At 36.0% G+C, this 18,929-nt stretch carries 18 protein-coding genes; 12 read left to right on the top strand and 6 right to left on the bottom strand.

Going from position 1 to position 18,929, the window contains the following annotated elements:
• Positions 1-35: 35 nt before the first annotated feature.
• The 6 genes from O0955_RS11830 to O0955_RS11805 form a co-directional block, all read right to left on the bottom strand.
• Positions 36-890 carry an ABC transporter permease gene (locus O0955_RS11830; protein WP_269427745.1) on the bottom strand — a complete coding sequence of 285 codons (855 nt, stop codon included), beginning with the start codon at positions 888-890 and terminating at the stop codon, positions 36-38.
• The gene (locus O0955_RS11825; protein ID WP_269427744.1) at positions 880-2,019 is read right to left on the bottom strand and encodes a glycosyltransferase family 4 protein; all 1,140 of its coding nucleotides are present in this window, start codon (positions 2,017-2,019) and stop codon (positions 880-882) included. The genes O0955_RS11830 and O0955_RS11825 overlap by 11 nt, the downstream gene beginning before the upstream one ends.
• Entirely contained in the window at positions 2,020-3,816 is a 1,797-nt protein-coding gene (gene asnB, locus O0955_RS11820) for an asparagine synthase (glutamine-hydrolyzing) (protein WP_269427743.1), read from the bottom strand.
• Between the two features lie 128 nt (positions 3,817-3,944).
• Positions 3,945-4,451, bottom strand: coding sequence for a UpxY family transcription antiterminator (locus O0955_RS11815; RefSeq protein WP_269427742.1), 507 nt, complete (start codon positions 4,449-4,451; stop codon positions 3,945-3,947).
• An 89-nt stretch (positions 4,452-4,540) separates the two neighbouring features.
• Entirely contained in the window at positions 4,541-6,949 is a 2,409-nt protein-coding gene (locus O0955_RS11810; RefSeq protein ID WP_269427741.1) for a GumC family protein, read from the bottom strand.
• Position 6,950: 1 nt separating this feature from the next.
• Complete coding sequence (locus tag O0955_RS11805; protein ID WP_269427740.1) at positions 6,951-7,772, bottom strand: polysaccharide biosynthesis/export family protein; 822 nt, start codon at positions 7,770-7,772, stop codon at positions 6,951-6,953.
• Between the two features lie 520 nt (positions 7,773-8,292).
• Here O0955_RS11805 and O0955_RS11800 point away from each other — a divergent pair.
• The 12 genes from O0955_RS11800 to O0955_RS11745 all read left to right on the top strand — a co-directional run bounded on the left by O0955_RS11800 (position 8,293) and on the right by O0955_RS11745 (position 18,856).
• A complete protein-coding gene (locus tag O0955_RS11800; RefSeq protein ID WP_269427739.1) occupies positions 8,293-8,676 on the top strand; it encodes a hypothetical protein in 384 nt (127 codons plus the stop codon).
• A gap of 235 nt (positions 8,677-8,911) precedes the next feature.
• A complete protein-coding gene (locus O0955_RS11795) occupies positions 8,912-9,334 on the top strand; it encodes a hypothetical protein (protein ID WP_269427738.1) in 423 nt (140 codons plus the stop codon).
• A gap of 207 nt (positions 9,335-9,541) precedes the next feature.
• Positions 9,542-9,985, top strand: coding sequence for a hypothetical protein (locus O0955_RS11790; RefSeq protein WP_269427737.1), 444 nt, complete (start codon positions 9,542-9,544; stop codon positions 9,983-9,985).
• Between the two features lie 89 nt (positions 9,986-10,074).
• Positions 10,075-10,824: a glycosyltransferase family 2 protein gene (locus O0955_RS11785; protein ID WP_269427736.1), complete on the top strand. Its 750-nt coding sequence runs from the start codon at positions 10,075-10,077 to the stop codon at positions 10,822-10,824.
• 50 nt (positions 10,825-10,874) lie between these two features.
• The gene (locus O0955_RS11780; RefSeq protein WP_269427735.1) at positions 10,875-11,957 is read left to right on the top strand and encodes an MraY family glycosyltransferase; all 1,083 of its coding nucleotides are present in this window, start codon (positions 10,875-10,877) and stop codon (positions 11,955-11,957) included.
• A 150-nt stretch (positions 11,958-12,107) separates the two neighbouring features.
• Positions 12,108-13,103, top strand: a complete 996-nt coding sequence (gene gap / locus O0955_RS11775) for a type I glyceraldehyde-3-phosphate dehydrogenase (protein WP_269427734.1) — start codon at positions 12,108-12,110, stop codon at positions 13,101-13,103.
• Between the two features lie 10 nt (positions 13,104-13,113).
• On the top strand, positions 13,114-13,545 hold the full coding sequence (locus O0955_RS11770; RefSeq protein WP_269427733.1) for a GNAT family N-acetyltransferase: 432 nt from the start codon (positions 13,114-13,116) through the stop codon (positions 13,543-13,545).
• Positions 13,546-13,561: 16 nt separating this feature from the next.
• Complete coding sequence (locus O0955_RS11765; RefSeq protein WP_269427732.1) at positions 13,562-14,755, top strand: phosphoglycerate kinase; 1,194 nt, start codon at positions 13,562-13,564, stop codon at positions 14,753-14,755.
• A gap of 230 nt (positions 14,756-14,985) precedes the next feature.
• Complete coding sequence (gene mraZ / locus O0955_RS11760) at positions 14,986-15,453, top strand: division/cell wall cluster transcriptional repressor MraZ (protein ID WP_269427731.1); 468 nt, start codon at positions 14,986-14,988, stop codon at positions 15,451-15,453.
• The gene (gene rsmH / locus O0955_RS11755; protein ID WP_269427730.1) at positions 15,443-16,348 is read left to right on the top strand and encodes a 16S rRNA (cytosine(1402)-N(4))-methyltransferase RsmH; all 906 of its coding nucleotides are present in this window, start codon (positions 15,443-15,445) and stop codon (positions 16,346-16,348) included. The genes mraZ and rsmH overlap by 11 nt, the downstream gene beginning before the upstream one ends.
• Positions 16,345-16,767, top strand: coding sequence for an FtsL-like putative cell division protein (locus O0955_RS11750; protein WP_269427729.1), 423 nt, complete (start codon positions 16,345-16,347; stop codon positions 16,765-16,767). Before rsmH ends, O0955_RS11750 begins: the two co-directional genes overlap by 4 nt.
• Positions 16,757-18,856: a penicillin-binding protein gene (locus O0955_RS11745; protein WP_269427728.1), complete on the top strand. Its 2,100-nt coding sequence runs from the start codon at positions 16,757-16,759 to the stop codon at positions 18,854-18,856. Before O0955_RS11750 ends, O0955_RS11745 begins: the two co-directional genes overlap by 11 nt.
• Positions 18,857-18,929 lie beyond the last annotated feature (73 nt).

Below are 18,929 nucleotides of genomic sequence, written 5' to 3'. Positions count from 1 at the left end.
CTACTTAATGGAATTATTTTTTTATTAAATGTTGATTATACCGTATCAACAAAATTCCGTTCAACTTTATTAAATATCACAACTCCTAGAATAAGCAATATGAATGTAACACCAGTTGCATAACCTAAACTATTCCAGCTAAAGCTCGCTTCCCCCAAAAAACCATACCTAAACGTTTCAATAATAGGCGTCATGGGGTTATATTTAATAATCCAGGCATAAGCGGGGTATTTTTCTATTGCGGTAGAGAGCGGGTAAATAACAGTAGTTGCATACATTAATAATTGTACACCAAAAGTTACTAAAAATGCTAAATCACGGTATTTAGTGGTCATTGCAGAAATAATCATTCCTAAACCCAAACCTAATAAGGCCATTAAAATAATGACTACTGGAAATAAAGCTATTGCCCAGGTAATATTGAAATTGGCCCCAATAAAATAATAATAGCCCATTAGCATTAAGAACAATATCATTTGTACCGCAAAACGCACCAAGTTGCTGACCACAATACTTAAAGGCATAATCAACCTCGGGAAATAAACCTTTCCAAAAATGTTGGCATTATCTTTAAAAACGGTTGAGGTTTTAGTTAAGCAATCGGCGAAATAATTCCAAGCAGTAATGCCTGCCATATAAAATAATGGTTTTGGTAAGCCATCGGTTGATATACCCGCCAGGTTGCCAAATATAAAGGTGAAGATGATCGTTGTGAAAAGGGGTTGGATAAAAAACCATAACGGGCCTAAAATAGTCTGCTTGTAAAAAGAAACAAAATCCCTTCTTACTAATAACCACAACAAATCACGATAAGCCCAAACTTCATTTAATTTCAAATCAAATAATGAAGACTTGGCCTCTATAGACCATTCATGCTCGTTAACTTGCATTTAGGTGGCGATTAAATAATAAATTTGACACATTCTCTTTATACTTTTCATAGCCAAAGTTGTTCAGGCATTTTAGTTGTTGCAATTCTGAATAATTAGCCGGCTTAGGTTTTTCTAATAAATCAAAAATTGCATTTTCAAGCTCTGGCAAATGATCAGGATCAACGAGCGTTCCAAGTTCACCATTTAAAAGTGCATCTGTACTACCATCTTTATTGCCCCCAATGATGGCACAACCAGATGTTGCGGCTTCAATAAAACTTATTCCAAAACCTTCGCCTTTGCTTGGCATTACAAAAATGTCGGCCAAATTAAAATGTTCTGGAATTTCCTCATCAGCCAGGTAACCTGTCAACATCACGTTATGCTCCAAGCGATGCTGTTTAATTAGGGATTCAATTCTGTTTTTTTCATCATCATCTGCTTTGCCAGCAAGTATGTATATTAAATCCGGATATTTTTGTAAAACCTGGCTTAATGCATTGATTACCTGGTCGTAACCTTTATATTGTTCTTTGCTCGAGATTCTGCTTAAAGTAAACAGAACCGGTTGGCTTGATTGTAAATTATATTTAGCTAAAAGATTTTTTGGCTTTTCCAGGCTTAACGAAGGGGTAAAGTAGGGGTCAAGGCAATTGTTTAAGATCTTAATATTTCTTTCAGGAATCTGATAATCTAAAAGCTTTTGTGAAGTAAAGTTGCTAACTGCCCAAATTTCGCAATGCTGTTTTAGAAATTTGATTTTCCACCCGGGTAAACCTGACCATACCTCAATACCGTGTGCAAAAAGAATAATTCTCTTTTTTGGATGAATGGTTTTGATCATTTTTCCGAAAATCAATAAATTGATGTGACTTAAAATAATCATGTCAGTTGTAATTCCTTTTAGTAATGCAGAAATTCCAAAACGGGAACGTTTACCATTAAAACCTTTAAAATTATTCGCACTAATATACCTTACATCTGGTTGGTCATCATACATCGACATGGAGGTACAGGCTTCTACTTCTCCAGTTTTTTGCAAATCATCCAAAACCTTTGAAAAAGTCCTGTTTACCTTTTCAATACCGCCTGTTAAACTAAAAGTATTTAAAGTAAGGAAAAGTATTTTAGCTCCTTTTATTCTCATTTAGGTGTTGAAAACCTGATAGAGTGCCATTGCCTTTGACCAGTGTAAATTACCGTTTTTAAAATCAGCAATTAAATTGTTCGCTTTTTTATTTTCAATTCCTGCTAAACTATTTAAAAAATGTGGATTGGTTTTTAACCAATATTGAAACGGAAACGTAAAACCCATTTTTGGCCGATCCCATATTTTACGGGGTAAAAGGTTATTGAAGGCATCAATTAATAAGCTTTTAGGCTGACTGCCTTTATATTTAAGCTCATTTTTGATCGACTTTATGGCCTGTATTAAATCTGAATCAAGGTAAGGCACTCTTACTTCAACGCCATGTTGCATACTCATGGCATCGGTATCTTTAAGCAATTGATTTTGCATGTATAAGTTTGTTTCTAACCAACTGGCTTGTTCTTCTTTTTCTAAACCTTGCGGAATAGCTGGAGAAGAGAGGTTTTTTAGTATGTGGTCGACTTTAGAAACGGAAATGTTTAGCAAAGCACTGATTTCATCTGGAGTAAAAAAGCCTCTTAAAAAAAGGTACTTTCCAATTGTATTTCTATAACTTAAATAATAAGCTCTTTTTAGCCCCTGCTTATTTATTTTTTTACTTTGTCTTAAGATATAGTTTGGCAGAAGGGATAAAATTTTAACCAACCTCATTCTCTTAAAAGAAGGATAGCCGCCAAATAACTCATCGGCTCCAATACCTGAAAGCACTGCTTTTAATCCATTTTCTTTAGCAAAAAAGTTAACAAACCACGAGTTTATGCCATCGTTAGTGGGTTGATCCATCGCAACAAGTGCTTTAGGGAAATACTCACTAAAAATGGCTTCATTTAAAGTATATGAGGCATGATGACTTTTAATCTGATCCAATACAATTTGCTGATATTGCTCTTCAGAAAACTGCTTATGGTCAAAGTTAATCGAAATGGTATGCAAATTTTGATTGGCTGTTTGCTGCAATTGATTTGCGATCAACGTTAGGAGACTACTATCAATCCCGCCGCTTAAAAATACTCCAATGGGTGCATCTGATATTAAATGTTGGCTTACAGATTTTTCCAGAATATTTTTTACTAAAGTATCTGCTTCGTATTTGTTGGCAACCCTTGGTGATGTTTTTTCAATTAGGTAAGATGTAATCTCCGCCTTTTTTGATTCGTGGTTCCAAATTAAAAAATGTGCCTTTGGTAGAGAAAACACGCCATTTAATGTTGTATAAGGCTCAGGAATATGTCCAAATGCTAAGAAGTAAATTTTCCAATCGGGATTTTCCTCATATTGATAAGCAATGTTTTTGAAAGCTTTAACTTCAGAGGCGAAAACCAGGCGGTTATGATCAGTTGAATAATATAAAGGCTTTATACCGGATTGATCTCTGACCAGGTAAGTTGTCTTTTTAGTTATATCGTACAAGGCAAAGGCAAACATGCCTTTTAATTTCTCAAACAATAATAGTCCCCAATGGGCAAAGCCAGCTAAAATTACCTCAGTATCACTTTTTGATTTAAATTGAAATCCTTCGTTTTGCAGTTCTTCTTTTAAAATCAGGTAATTATAAATTTCGCCATTGAAAGAAATTACATATTTATTCTCATAAACCATGGGCTGATGTCCGCCTTCCGAAAGATCAATTAATGCTAATCTCCGGTGTCCAAATAGCAAGTCATTATCCGGAGATTGATAAAACCCCTCGTCATCGGGACCCCCATGAGCCATAACATTACACATGGATTGTATATCCAGTTTAAGTTGTTCCTGATGTTGGTGTTGATCAATAATCCCGGCTATGCGGCACATTATTTAGTGGTTTAATCTGAATTGCTGGGGCACAGCTTCGCCCGCTCAGTCACATGTAATTTTTTGTAACTGCTTATCTTTCAAATGGTTTTATTTTATCCTGTTCCTCGGTAAAGAAAAGGATTACTTTACTTAAAGGGCTCTATAAAAGCTAATGACGTATTTATGTTTATAGAGTAACCCATATTTTGTAAACGTAAAACAATACGTTGTTTATTATGTAAGGACACCATTTCTGCAATTATGCCTTTAAATGGCCCTGCTTTAATCATTACCTTTTCTCCTGCGCTAATGTCATATTCAAAAACTTCCAATTCCTGGTCAACTGCTAATAATAATTTCAGATCTTGAATTTGTTGTTCTGGTATGGAGGCTATTTTGCCCGAGAAATATAAAAATCTAACAATGCCTTTAGTCATTAATACTTCAGCATACTCTTTTGCTGAAATGTAAACAAACACGTAAGATTTAATTAAAGGTTCTTCTATAATTTTTTTCCGATCGCTCCATTGTTTTAGTTTCTTGGTTAAGGGCAGATAAGAAATTATATTTTTTCTGATTAATTCATCGTAAGCCTTTTTTTCTATTCTCGATCTGGTATAAACCGGATACCACTTATAACTATTATCAATCATTTAATCAGAAATTAGTTTAAGAACCTTTAAGATTAGGTATTTAACACTTGTTTTTAAGCCTGTATTCTTAATTGAAGTATTAATTTATCTTACTTTTTCTTCCAAAACATCCACCATTTCCGGTTCTCATCTTCATAATAACCTGAACCTGAATAACCTGAGTAATCAGAATAATAATAAGTGCTGTTGCCTCCTCCGCGACTATAATCTGTAGTGTAATAGTTAGAATAAAGGGCATCGTCGCCAAAAGCATTTAAAATAATAGCTAAATTACTTAGTCCATATTCACGGGATAAACGTTCGGGAATTGCTGCAGCTCTTTGCTGAGATACGCCTGAACGAATAACAAATAAATTTACATCTGATTTACGGATAAGCGGAATTGCATCAGAAACCAAGCCTACAGGAGCAGTATCAACTAAAATGTAATCGTAAATAGGACTTAATTTATCCAATAGTTTTTTCATGGCATCAGTATGCAATAATTCAGAAGGGTTTGGTGGCACTGGTCCCGACGGGATAAAATCAATGTGGTGCATTTCATCATGAACAAGGACTTCTTCCAGTGTATGTTGTTCTGAAAGGAGTGTACTTAATCCCTTTTTATTATCACTGCCAAAAGCTTTATGCAACTTTGATTTTCTTAAATCTGCAGCGATAAGAATAACTTTCTTTTCAATTAATGCAAGTGTACTGGCGAGATTAACCGTTACAAATGATTTACCTTCGCCAGAAATCTCGGAAGTAATGCAAATGGTTTTACTTTTTTTGTGACTGGCTAAAAAACTTAAGTTGGTACGTACAGAACGAACAGATTCAGCGAAAACAGATTTAGGTTTTGATATTGAGAGTGCCTGTCTGCTATCCTGATCAATATAATCCGGAAATTTCCGAATAACCCCAATAATAGGGGTATGTGTTAATCCTTCAACGGTTTCTTTATCATAAATATATGGGTTTAAGAAACGGACCAGCAAAATAAGCCCAAAACCGGCCGCCAGGCCAAAAAATATTGCTGTGCTATATATTTTTCTGCTGTCTGGCGAAATTGAAAAGTAAGAAGGGTAGGCAGGGTTTACAATTGATGCTCCTGGTACAATAGCTGCTGCATTCATTTGTGCCTCCAGCTTTTTTTCTGAAAGAAAGGAGCGCACTTTATTATTTACTTCAAAGTTTGTTTGAAGTTTAACAAAATTTTGCTCCTTAACAGGTATGGTACTAATGCTTTGGTTTACGCCTGCAATTTGATTGTCTATATACCGGATGGTTTGCTCGTTCCGGCTACGCATTCCCTGGATGCTGCTTTTAATATTGGCTTTAACATTTGCAATTTGCTGATCAATTTGTTTAACCGGTTGCGATTCTGCATTAAACTGATTAAGCTTGATTTCTCTGTTAGCCAAAAGCGTGTTTAACTGGCCAACTAGAATACCCAGGCCGTTCGAGATATCGCCTTCCAAATCGAGGCCAATCTCAACTTTACTGCGGTTATTATTAATCTGCTCTTCCAGTTGTCTGATGCCAAGCTGTTTAATGTTAAGTTCTGTCTTCTGTTTTTCGAAATCTGATAATTTGCCTACAGTCATGGTGGTAGATGAAGTCATATCTACCATTCTGTTCTGTGTTTTGTAATTCGCCAAGTTACTTCCAGATTTTCCGGCTTCGGTATTGATAAAACCCAATTGATTATCAATAAAATCAACAGTTTGCCTTGCCGATCTCCTTCTTTGAATTACATCATACTTTACATACTCTTTCATGATGGCATTTAAAATGTCAGCGGCAAAAACGGCATTACCATCCGTTTGGCTCAAACTCATTACATTAGTAAAACGGGCTGCTTCTCCAATATTTAACCCACCCATAGCCCGGCCAATAAAATCTTCTTTGCTGTTAAACTTAAACTGGTAAACACCATTTGATGGAACCTTATCTTTTATACGGAAAATCATGTTACCAGCATTGATTTGCTGGTCGTAAGCGTAGGTTGTTTTTTGTTTGTTTTCTTCTGAGGATAGCTCAAAATGTTTATCATCAACGGCTGTAATTTCGTAAAGAGAGCGGCTAAAATTTACGCTGTCCTGCTTAATAATTTCAATAATAAAAGGAATTTTAGGATATAATTCCGTTGGTGTACGGATACGGCCTTTTAAATAATAACTAACTTTATAATCGAGTGTTTTAACCGCATTCATTATCACTTCGTTACTTCGGATAGTAAAACTTTCTGCCTGAATTTTATCTGTATAGCTATAGTTTTGCATTGGTGTTTGACTGCCCGAACCCATAGATGAAGGGCTACTTTCTTCCAGTTTTAGCGATGCCCCGGTTTGGTAAATTGGCGGGGTGTACCAAAGATATAGCCATGCACCACATAAAGCAATAATCACCGTACCCGCGATCCAATACCATCTGCTAAAAAAAACACGAAATATTTTATAGAAATCTATACTTTGACTTACGGGTTTCTTTTGTGTATACTGTTCTGTATTTTCCATCTTAACGCGTAATTGTAAAAATTAAAACAGCAAGGTTTACAACAACAAGAAGTGGTTGTAAAATATTGTTAAAGCTTTGAAGTTTGTCGCTGGTTGCTGCTCCTTTAGTTTGCTGTAAGACAATAATGTCATTATTTTGAAGAATAAGTTTTTGACTGGCTAAACTGTTAATGTCATTCAGGTTTACATAAATAATTTCCGGATGGCTGTGGTCGCCACGAATAATTTTTAATGTTTTAGGGTCAGCTGTTTTAGTAATCCCGCCTGCTGCACCAATAATTTCAATTAAGCTTGTATTGTCCCGCTCTAAAAGAAAATTTCCCTGTTTATTAAATTCGCCAAGTAACGTTACTTTCAAATTTACCACACTCAGCTCAATAATAGGGTCTTTAAGTAACTTACTTTTATAAATATCCTGAATTTTTATAGCTGCCTCTCTTCTGGTTAAGCCCACAACTTCTACCTTGCCAATGGCTGGTAAATTAACCATTCCATCGGATTCTACCGGATAGGACAGTATATTTTGAGCTGTTCCGGTTTGTTGCGAACTATAAGATACATTATTAGAGGGAGCCCCCGGAGCAGTAGCTCCAAATTCTGGATTTTGAACATTTCTTACCGCTAACTGGTCGTTCGGTTTAATTTTGTAATAAGCATCGCTAATTCCCTGATCATTTACAACATACACCTGCTTAATTGTATCGGTAACGATATCACTCGGGGCATTAAAAAGACTGTGTTCTTTTCGTACACCGCACGACGTAAGTATTAATAGACAAATTACGGGTAATAAAAAATGTTTTAAATAATGAGGTCTTTGCATATTAATATTCCTGGAGTATAGGATTGAATAAATAGGATGTTAAACAAAAATAAGATTTAAAGATGTTTAAAAGAAATGGTATCTCCAAAACCACACTAAAATCTAAATTATCTGATCAAAATGAACAACTCTGTTTTTTGGATTGGGGCTTTTTGGGTAAAAAAATCCTCTATTTTTAAAATTCCACAGATTTTATTGAGTTTTTAAAACTCCGAAATAAGCCCAGATATTTCGTTAATTCTATTTAATGTGTATTTAAGGGGCTTATTTACCCCGTGTAATAGTAGAAGCTATTCTTGGCGCCTGCTTTGCCTTATTCAACTGAGCAAAGTTTTGAGAGCCCTATAATTTTAGACGCTGAAAATATTGATTCTTAGAAGATTAAGATTTCTGTAAGGTGATTAAATGAAAGGCTTATGTATTTTGAAATAATTGTATTGACTATTGTCAATAATTAGGCTTTTTGTCTTCTTATAGATACATTTTAAAGGCTATTTTGTTTAATTTTGAATTTGATTTTATGAGTAAGTTGAAATATATATTGATTATTTGCTTTGTTATGTATGGCAAGCTCAGCTATGCAGTAGGCGGCTGCTTGTTGCCAGATAAGAAAGTTTATACATCAAAAGGTGGTGGTGGCTATTATGATCCTGGAGCATCAACTTCGCTCTCTGCAGGTTATTGCAATTGGACGCCTGCAAGTGGTCCATCATGTAATGTTTGTAATACGGGTTTGTTTTTTGGTATCTGTCTCACTGGTTCGCAGATTGGGATTGAAGCAGCTAACTTTAGTATGGTTCCCTGTCCAATAGATGATTCTATCCCATTTCTTTTATTAGGAACCGGCGGCTTAGGTTTTTTTGTTTTAAGAAGAAGAAACTTAATACAACTGGGACAAAACTAAATCTTAATTAAACTGTTTTTTATCAGGTAATAGCTCAAAAGTAGACCTTAACTGATGGCTTTTAAGGAAGCTGTCAGCGTGCATTTTTTGTATTGATAATTGTCAATATTTTTAGGTTTTGTAATATTTGTTTTACGTGTTTTGAATACATTTGTAGCAATAATAAAGTGTTAAAGCGTTATTAGTTTGGTATTTTATAAATGCCGAAAAAAATTGTTGTCTATCTCCTTATCGTATGAATCGTTTATCCCTATTTTTAACAGGCATAATCTGCTTGCTATTTATATCGTCTTATGCTCAGCCTATTGTTGGAAATGGCTGTATGTCTCAAACCTCGCCTAAACGTGTTTATCAAACCTATGTTGATAACGGAGGCATTCCCTCTAAACCACGGTATCAACCATCCTCAACCGGTCGATATTCAGAATGGACAGTACAGTATGACATCACGCAATACCCATGTTATAAATGGAATCTTGTTTCTGCCGGTGGATGTTATTACAGAACCACTTATGGCACTGGAATTTATTTAACTGGCGATTATGGATATTTTACCGGACCAGTAACTAATTGTCCGATCGATAACAATACATTATTTCTACTTTTCTCATTAGGTGGTATAGGTTGCTTTTTAGTTAGAAAATCATTTTTAGCATAATTAAATAAGTGTCATTTATTAGGATTAGATATTTTATTGCATCTGTAGCGAATTTCGTTTGCATGTAGAACATTCTGAATAGATCCATATAACTTTCCATGTTTATTTTTATTATTTCTCTTATTCACTAAAGGAATGAACAAAAAGAACGACAAGATCATCTGCTTTAGTCGTTAAATTTATAATATCCTTATAATAAGTACTGTGATGAAGAATTTTAGGCTGCTGATGCTTTCGCTTGTATTTATATTTCCACAAGCCCTATTCGGCCAGGGGACAGCTACGGGCTGTTTAATAACTGATGCCGGAGCAAACTATAATAAGGTATTTACTTCCAAAAATATTAATTTATTAACGGGTGGATATGTGCTATACAACAATTCTTCAAATACTTCTTTATCCACTAATTATTGTAGCTGGCAAGCGGTAAGTACAACTGGCAATACTTGTGCAGTATGTTCAAGCCTTGGTTTATGTTTGGCAGGCATTTGTGTTTGTTTGGGTACTACTACTTACGGATATGAGGGTACGTTTAATATGATTGCCTGCGATCTCGATGATTATTGCCTGCCATTAGGTTTAGCCACCGGTTTAATTGGTTTTATATGGATTCAGAAAAGAAAAAACTTTAACGACACTGAATTTAATTAACTTTGTTTTGGGTATTTATCCCTAAACTTTCCTTCAGTTATTATCTTTACCTCAGTAATACCTGATTACTTTAATAGGCTAAGCTTGAAATGAAGATATCTGTGATCACTGTAGTTTATAATGCCGAAGCTTATTTAGAAGATTGTATTCAATCCATTTTAGCGCAGGATTATGCCGATGTTGAATATATTGTGGTGGATGGGGGGTCAACAGACAGTACACTTTCAATTATAGAAAGGTATAAATCTAAAATTCATCATTTTGTTTCCGAAAAAGATAAGGGTTTGTATGATGCCATAAATAAAGGCATTGCACTGGCTACCGGAGAGGTAATTGGCTTGTTAAACGCGGATGATGTATTAGCCGGAAAAGATATATTAAGTTTGGTTGCAGATGCGTTTATAAAAGAACCACAGATTGAAGGGCTTTATGGCGACTTAAATTATGTTGATCCGGCAACAAAGAAAATAATCAGAAACTGGCGTTCAAAACCGGCTGATTTTAATGATGTTGAGCGGGGATGGATGCCTGCACATCCAACATTATATTTAAAAAGATCGCTATTTGATCTGTTTGGAGTTTATGCACTGGATCTTGGCACTGCTGCAGATTATGATTTAATATTAAGGTATTTTTATATTCATAAAATTAAAACCACTTATTTACCTTATCTCATGGTAAATATGCGTACGGGTGGCGTTAGTAATCAATCGTTAAAAAGCAGGATAGATGCCGCATTTTATGATTATAAAGCACTGAAAAGAAATAAAATTCGCTGGCCATTACTGGCTTTATTTAGGAAAAAGTTTTCTAAGCTAGGCCAGTTTAGTGGGTTTTAGTCTGATTAGTTAGCTAATTTAGTATATTTGTTAGTCATAATTCTTTCGTTTTGCATAAAGATCTTCTAAATATTCATCCCGAATTTTTCTATTTAGCTATAGCATTTTTAGCCTTTGCAATCGTATTGTTTAGTATCCCATCTGTTATTTATGCTTCTCTAAAATATAATTTATTTGATAGCAATGATTTACACCGGAAGAACCACAAAAGGAATATTTCACGCTTAGGAGGTTTGGCAATTGTAGCCAGTTTTACCATCAGTATTCTGCTTTTTTCAGCACTAATTAATTTTAAAGAAGCTAATTTTTTAATTGTTTCCTGCATTATATTAGCCGCTTTGGGTTTAAAAGATGATGTTTACGGAACCAGCACCAGCACCAAGTTTGTGTTACAACTTTTGGTTGCCATTATATTAGTTTCTTTTGGAAGTTTTAGGCTAACCAGTCTTTATGGTGTATTCAATATCGGGGATATGAATATGTTTTGGGGAGGTGTTTTTTCTGTGATTCTGATTATTTTCTTAAATAATGCATTTAATTTAATTGATGGAATTGATGGTTTGGCTGCTACAATAGGTATTATTGCTACGCTTACCTTCGGTATTTTGTTTTCATTGATGGGGGCAATACCTTATGCCTTTATTGCTTTTGCACTCATGGGTGCAATAGGAGGTTTTTTGAAATTTAACTGGTATCCCGCTAAAATATTTATGGGCGATACAGGTGCCTTAATTACGGGTTTGATTTGTGCTGCCCTAGCCATAAAATTTATCGAAATGAATAAATTTACAAGCACATTTACCCCTGATTATTTTTCTGCACCAGCAATTGCTGTATCGATTTTGATTGTTCCTATTTTTGATTCATTAAGGATTTTCTGTATCCGTATTTTAAAGAGAAAATCTCCATTCAGAGGAGATCGAAATCACATTCATCACCGCCTGGAGCGTTTAGGGTTAAAACCGAACGAAATTGTTTGGCTAACCGCTGGATTAAACGTGGTCATTATTATATCCACTATTCTACTTCAAAATCTGGGCAATTTTCTGTTAATCTTTTTGCTCATTGGTGTCTGCGTGGTATTTAATACCATTATTACCGTCTGGTTAAATAAAAAAAGCTTTAAAAAATGATTTGATTTTGCTTTAATTTGCTGTAATTTAATGGTTTACATATCGACCGATTTCTATAATTCACAACAGTGTAAATGCTTAACTTAATAAGTAGGTTTGGCAAGTCAAATACCAAAATAAACACTAATTTTGCGCTCTAATTTTATAAGAATGAGACTGGCAATTAATGGTTTCGGAAGGATAGGCAGAACATTTTTGCGTTTGGCATTAGCCGAAGGTTTTGAGGTTGTAGCGATTAATGATTTAGCTGATGCTAAAACAATGGCCCATCTTTTTAAGTACGACACCGTTCATGGTGTTTTTAAAGGGCAGATCAATGCCGCACCCGATGCTATTCTGATTAATGAAACTTCTATTCCTGTTTTTGCAATTAAAAATGCCGATGAACTTCCGTGGGAAGCACTAAGGGTAGATTTAGTAATAGATTGTACAGGTAAAAACTTAAATCGTGAATCTGCTCAGAAACATTTAACCTCAGGTGCTAAACAGGTTTTGATATCTGCCCCGGCTGCTGAAGATATCCCAATGGTCGTTTTAGGTGTAAATGATCAGTTATTAGATTTAAGTAGTCCAATTTTATCTAATGCAAGTTGTACAACCAACAACATTGCGCCCATGATTAAAATTTTAAATGATAACTGGGGAGTTGAGGAAGGTTATATTACCACTATCCATTCTATGACGGGCGATCAGAATCTTCATGACGCCAACCATAAGGATTTGCGCAGGGCCAGAGCGGCCTCATCGTCGATTATTCCAACTACAACAGGAGCGGCAAAAGCAATAACACATATTTTTCCTGAATTAGATGGTCGTTTAGGAGGAGCAGGAATCCGGGTTCCTGTTTTAAATGGCTCTTTAACAGATTTTACTTGTCTTTTAAAGCAAAAAACATCTGTTGCAGAAATTAATGCAGCATTTAAAAAAGCTGCGGAAGGAGAATTGAAAACCGTACTGGAGTATACTGAAGATCCAATCGTATCCGTTGATATTATAGATAACCCGCATTCTTGTATATTTGATGCACAGCTGACTTCAATTGTTGGAGATTTAGTTAAAGTGGTGGGTTGGTACGATAATGAATACGGTTACAGCAGCCGCCTGATTGATTTAATTAAAAAGATAGAAGCAACAAAAGAAGTGTAAATTAAGAGAAATGGTCAAATTTATCCAGCCGGAAGAAGTATTGCCTTTAAGAAGTTTGGTGTTGCGCAATGGGAAACCCTTTTCAGCATGCGTTTTTGAAGGAGATGATCGATATGATACTTTCCATCTCGGTTTTGTTGCCGACGACCAGATCAGATCAATCGCCAGTTTCATGAAAAATGATTTTTTTCCTGATATGGGCAGCGGATACCAACTGCGGGGTATGGCCACGCATCCCGATTTTAATGGAAGAGGTTATGGAGCAGCGCTTATTCTTTTTGCTGTTGATTACTTAAAAGAGTATCAAATAGATTATTTATGGTGTAATGCACGCTCCAGTGCGGCATCTTTTTATAAGAAATTAGGTTTTTCAACAGATTCACCTGAATTTGATATTCCCGGGATCGGCTTCCATTACGAAATGAAATTAAACTTAAAATAATCACAAAATAAAATATATGAAAACGATAGACCAGTTAAACTTTAAGGATAAAAAAGCGTTGATTCGGGTAGATTTTAATGTGCCTTTAGATGCAGATTTTAAAATTACAGATGATAAAAGAATGCGTGCTGCCTTGCCAACCATTACTAAAATTTTAAATGATGGCGGTTCAGTGGTTTTAATGTCGCATTTAGGTCGCCCTAAAGATGGTCCTACAGATAAATATTCATTAAAACACATACTTGGAGATCTTTCACGTATGTTGGACCTGGAAGTGAAATTTGCAGATGATTGCATCGGTGAAAGTGCCGTCAATCAGGCTAAAAATTTATTTCCCGGAGAAGTTTTATTATTAGAAAATCTTCGTTTTTACAAAGAAGAAGAGAAAGGCGATGTTGCTTTTGCTGAAAAATTATCTAAGCTGGGTGATGTTTATGTGAACGATGCTTTCGGAACCGCTCACCGTGCACATGCTTCAACAGCGGTAATTGCTCAGTTTTTCCCTGACGCCAAATATTTCGGGTATTTAATGGCTGCTGAAGTTGCAAATGCTGAAAAAATCCTGAATCATCCTGAAAGACCATTTACGGCAATTATGGGTGGGGCAAAAGTTTCTGATAAAATTCTTTTAATCGAGAAATTATTAGAAAAAGTAGATAATCTGATTATTGGTGGTGGTATGGCTTATACCTTTGCAAAGGCGCAGGGAGGAGAAATCGGTACTTCACTTTTAGAAGCTGATAAACAAGAACTTTCGTTAGAATTAATAGAAAAAGCTAAAGCAAAGGGTGTGAATTTAATTTTACCTGTTGATACGGTTATTGCAGATAAATTTGCGAACGATGCAGCTAAAAAAGATGTGGATTCTGGTCAAATTCCTGCAGACTGGATGGGCCTGGATATCGGTCCAAAATCCGTTGCTTTATTTGAAGACGTTATTAAAAAATCTAAAACTTTATTGTGGAATGGCCCAATGGGTGTTTTCGAAATGGAAAACTTCCAGGCTGGCACTAAAGCTGTTGCTGAGGCAGTAGTGGCGGCAACCAGAAATAATGGTGCATTTTCGCTAATTGGAGGTGGAGATTCTGCCGCTGCAATTGCGAAATTCGGTTTGGAAGATGAAGTAAGCTACGTTTCTACCGGGGGTGGTGCTTTGTTAGAATATATGGAAGGAAAAGAATTGCCAGGTGTAAAAGCAATTAATGAATAACTAATTTAATATCAGGTCGATAAAATTTATTTTTATTGGCTTTTAAAGCTCCAGCTTTTTAAAAACCGCCAAATTGATATCGATTTGGCGGTTTTTTTATTGTACTTTGCTGCACTTTTTTAGCGGTCTGGTGGGAGAAAAGAGGTGTTGAAAACTTTTTTGTGGTAAAAAGTGGTAAAATGTGGTAGAACTATTTACTTTTACACTACATAAAAAGTGTAGATACCACTATGACTCAACTTTTAGGAGAATTTGATTGTAAACTTGACGCGAAAGGCCGCCTTATGGTGCCTGCTTCGCTTAAGAAGCAATTGCCTGAAGCGGAGCGTGATGGATTGGTAATTAACCGTGGTTTTGAGAAACATCTGGTTATTTATCCAAAAAAAGTATGGGATGAAATTGTAGCCGATTTAAGTAAGTTAAATCAGTACGAAAAGAAAACCCGTGAATTTATCCGCTTTTTTACACGTGGTGCATCCGAGTTAACGCTTGATGCTTCCGGACGTGTATTGTTGCCGAAATCTTTATTGGAATTTGCCGGCATCAGTGGTGATGTTGTTTTAGCTTGTCAGTTTAATAAAATTGAAGTTTGGGCTAAATCGGCTTACGATGATTTACTTGATAATGAGCCTGAAAACTTTGCTAATCTGGCAGAGGAAGTGATGGGTGGAAAGAAAGGAGCTGCAGATGGAGAATAGTTATCATGTACCGGTGATGTTGCAGCCTTGCATTGATGGTTTAAATATTAAGCCTGATGGGGTTTATGTTGACGTTACTTTCGGTGGAGGAGGTCATTCAAAAGAAATTTTAAAACATTTAGGATCTAAAGGCAGGTTAATTGCTTTTGATCAGGATCTTGATGCGCAAAAGAATATCCCGGCAGATGAACGGTTTATTTTTATTGATCAGAATTTTGGATTTCTTAAAAATAACCTTCGCTTAAAAGGTTTCAGGCAGGTTGATGGTATTCTGGCTGATCTTGGTGTTTCATCGCATCAGTTTGATCAGGCCGAACGCGGTTTTTCCATCCGTTATAATGCCGATTTGGATATGCGTATGGATCAGCACGGGAAGTTAACTGCTGCCGAAGTTTTAAATACCTATCCGGAAGCCGAATTGCATAAAATTTTTGGCATTTATGGTGAAGTTAAAAATGCAAAATCTTTAGCCCGTGCTGTAGTTACGGCCCGTTTAGATAAGCCTTTTACTGATATTGATAGTTTTAAATCTGCTATCTCAAGCTTTATCCCAAAAGGGAAGGAGAATAAATATCTGGCTCAGGTGTTTCAGGCTTTACGCATAGAAGTAAACGCTGAAATGCGTGTTCTGGAAGATTTTCTATTGCAAACCGCAGATGTTTTAAAGCCTGAAGGTCGTTTGGTGGTGATGTCTTATCATTCATTAGAAGACAGGCCGGTTAAAAACTTCATGGCTAAAGGGAAATTTCAGGGCGAGGTAGATAAAGATTTTTTTGGTAACCAGCAAAAGCCTTTTAATGTAATTACCCGTAAGGCAATTGTGGCAACTGATGAAGAAATAGCGCAGAATAACAGAGCCAGAAGTGCAAAATTAAGAATTGCAGAAAAAATATGAACAGGTTTAGGGAAGATATAGAAGAAGAGGAATTAGGACCTGAACCAGAGTTAAAGGCACCTCCCAAAAGGCCAAAAACTGCTGAAGAAAAAATGGATAGCAATTCATTTATCAGCAAGCTTTTTAATGATGGATTAGTAACCAAAGAAGCCGCAACAAATGCTTTGCCTTATTTGTGTTTTTTGGCTTTGTTGGGTATGATTTATATTGCTAACAGCCACTTTGCGGTAAATAATGTGCGCCGCATTGATAAATTAAATAAAGAAGTAAAAGAATTAAGATGGGAGTATAAATCTTTAAAAGCCGACCTTATGTTTAAAAGCAAATTAACAGAGGTTGCTAAAAAGGTAGATACCCTTGGAATAAAAGAACTAATTGAGCCACCAAAAAAAATAATTGTTAAAAGCGATGAATATTAGAGCAAACATATTGCTTCGTGTATATCTGGCATTTGGCTTAATTGTGCTTTTTGCTTTGGCGGTATTTCTTCGCCTTGGGCAGGTACAATTTGTACAGGGGCATAAATGGAAAGCTATGGCAGATAGTCTTTCTACAAGGTATGTAAATGTTGAGGCCACCCGTGGCAACATTTATTCTAACGACGGAAGTTTACTGGCAACCTCTGTTCCTGAATACGAGTTGCGTATGGACATGTACGCCGGTGGAATTCAGGATGATAAAATTTTTAATGAGAAAGTCGATTCTTTAGGAATGAGGTTAGCTCAGTTATTCCAGGATAAAACACCTAAAGAATATGCACGTTACCTGCGCACAGCACGCCAGGATAGCGCCCGTTATTTATTGATTCACCGTAAAGTAGGTTATGCTGACTTGAAAACGATCAGAACTTTTCCTTTGTATAACATTGGCAAATTTAGTGGTGGTTTAATTGCTGTGCAGCAAAACAAGCGCATTTTGCCATTTAAAGCACTTGCGGCACGTACCATTGGGTATAAAAATGAAAATGTAAAAAATGGTGTTGGTTTAGAAGGCGCTTACAAAGAATACATTAACGGTGAAACCGGAAAAAGGCTAATGCAGCGTATTGCTGGTGGCGTTTACATTCCGGTTAATGAGGAGGCAGAGGTTGCGCCAAAAGATGGAGCGGATATTATTTCGACCATTGACATCAATATGCAGGATTTGGCACAAAGTGCCTTAGAAAAGCAGTTGATTAAATACCAGGCCGATCACGGTGCAGTGATTGTAATGGAAGTTGCAACCGGTGAAGTTAGAGCGGTAGCCAATTTCTCAAAGGTCTCAGAGGGTGTTTACAAAGAACAATTTAATTATGCAATAGCAGGTAATCAGGATCCTGGTTCCACCTTTAAACTGGCATCTTATATGGCCTTACTTGAGGATAAACTGGTTGATACCGGAACTTTAGTAGGAACCGGAACCTATCAGATTCCCGGTCATACGATTAAGGATTCTCACGGAAGTATTGGTACGGTTACGGTTAAAAAGGCTTTTGAACAATCTTCTAATGCCGCTGTTGCTTATTTAGTTAACAATAGATATAAAGATGATCAATCTAAATTTACCGATCATTTATACGATTGGCACCTGAACGAAAAAATGGTTTTGCAAATTCCGGGTGAAGCACAGCCAGTTATTAAAAGCCCAAAAAATAAAAGCTGGAACAAAAACATGACTTTGCCACAAATGGCTTATGGTTATGAAATGCAATTAACGCCGTTGAAAATGTTATCATTTTATAATGCTGTAGCTAACAACGGAAAATACATAGCGCCAATTTTTGTAAAAGAGATCAGAAGACTGGGTAACCCTATTGAGCAGTTTAAGGCACGTGTAATTAATCCAAAAATCTGTTCGGATGTTACATTAAGCAAAATCAAAAACATGCTCGAAGGTGTAGTTATAGAGGGTAGTGGTAAGCAATATGTTTATAATCCTTTGTATAAAATAGCTGGTAAAACCGGTACAGCGCAAGTGGCTGATGCTAATAAAGGTTATAAAGCAAATAAACAATATCAGGCTTCATTTGTGGGGTATTTTCCTGCCGACAAGCCAAAGTATTCAATGATTGTTGTAATTAACGATCCCAGAGGTGGCTATTATGGTGCTTTGGTTTCGGGGCCGGTTTTTAGAGAGATTGCTGACCGTATTTATGCCAGCGATATGCAAATGTATAATGATGTACCTACCCGTTTGGTGGGCAATACTGGTAATCCGCCAACTAAAGCCGGACAAAGTAAGGCCACTCAAAAAGTATATAAAGCATTTGGATTTAAGCCACTTTTTGCTTCTAAATCCGAATATTATAATACCATTGATACCAGTGCAGGTACCGTGTTTCAGGAAAACAATGAGCATAAAGGAGTGATGCCAAATGTTGCCGGTATGGGTTTAAAAGATGCCTTATATCTTTTAGGGAATGCCGGATTAAAAACAAAGGTAATTGGCTCAGGAAAAGTAGTTACTCAATCTGTACTGGCCGGAACAAGAGTGGGCAAGGGTTTGGGTGTAGAAATAATGTTAGAATAGTAAATGATGGAATTAGTTGAATTATAGGGTATTAAGGCCATTGATTCAAAATTCATTCATTCAAAATTAAAAA

The organism is Pedobacter punctiformis (genome assembly GCF_027213715.1).
GTDB classification, from domain to species: Bacteria; Bacteroidota; Bacteroidia; order Sphingobacteriales; family Sphingobacteriaceae; genus Pedobacter; species Pedobacter punctiformis.
The sequence above is the reverse complement of the archived record's forward strand: the minus strand, read 5'-3'. Positions and strand labels throughout refer to the sequence as shown.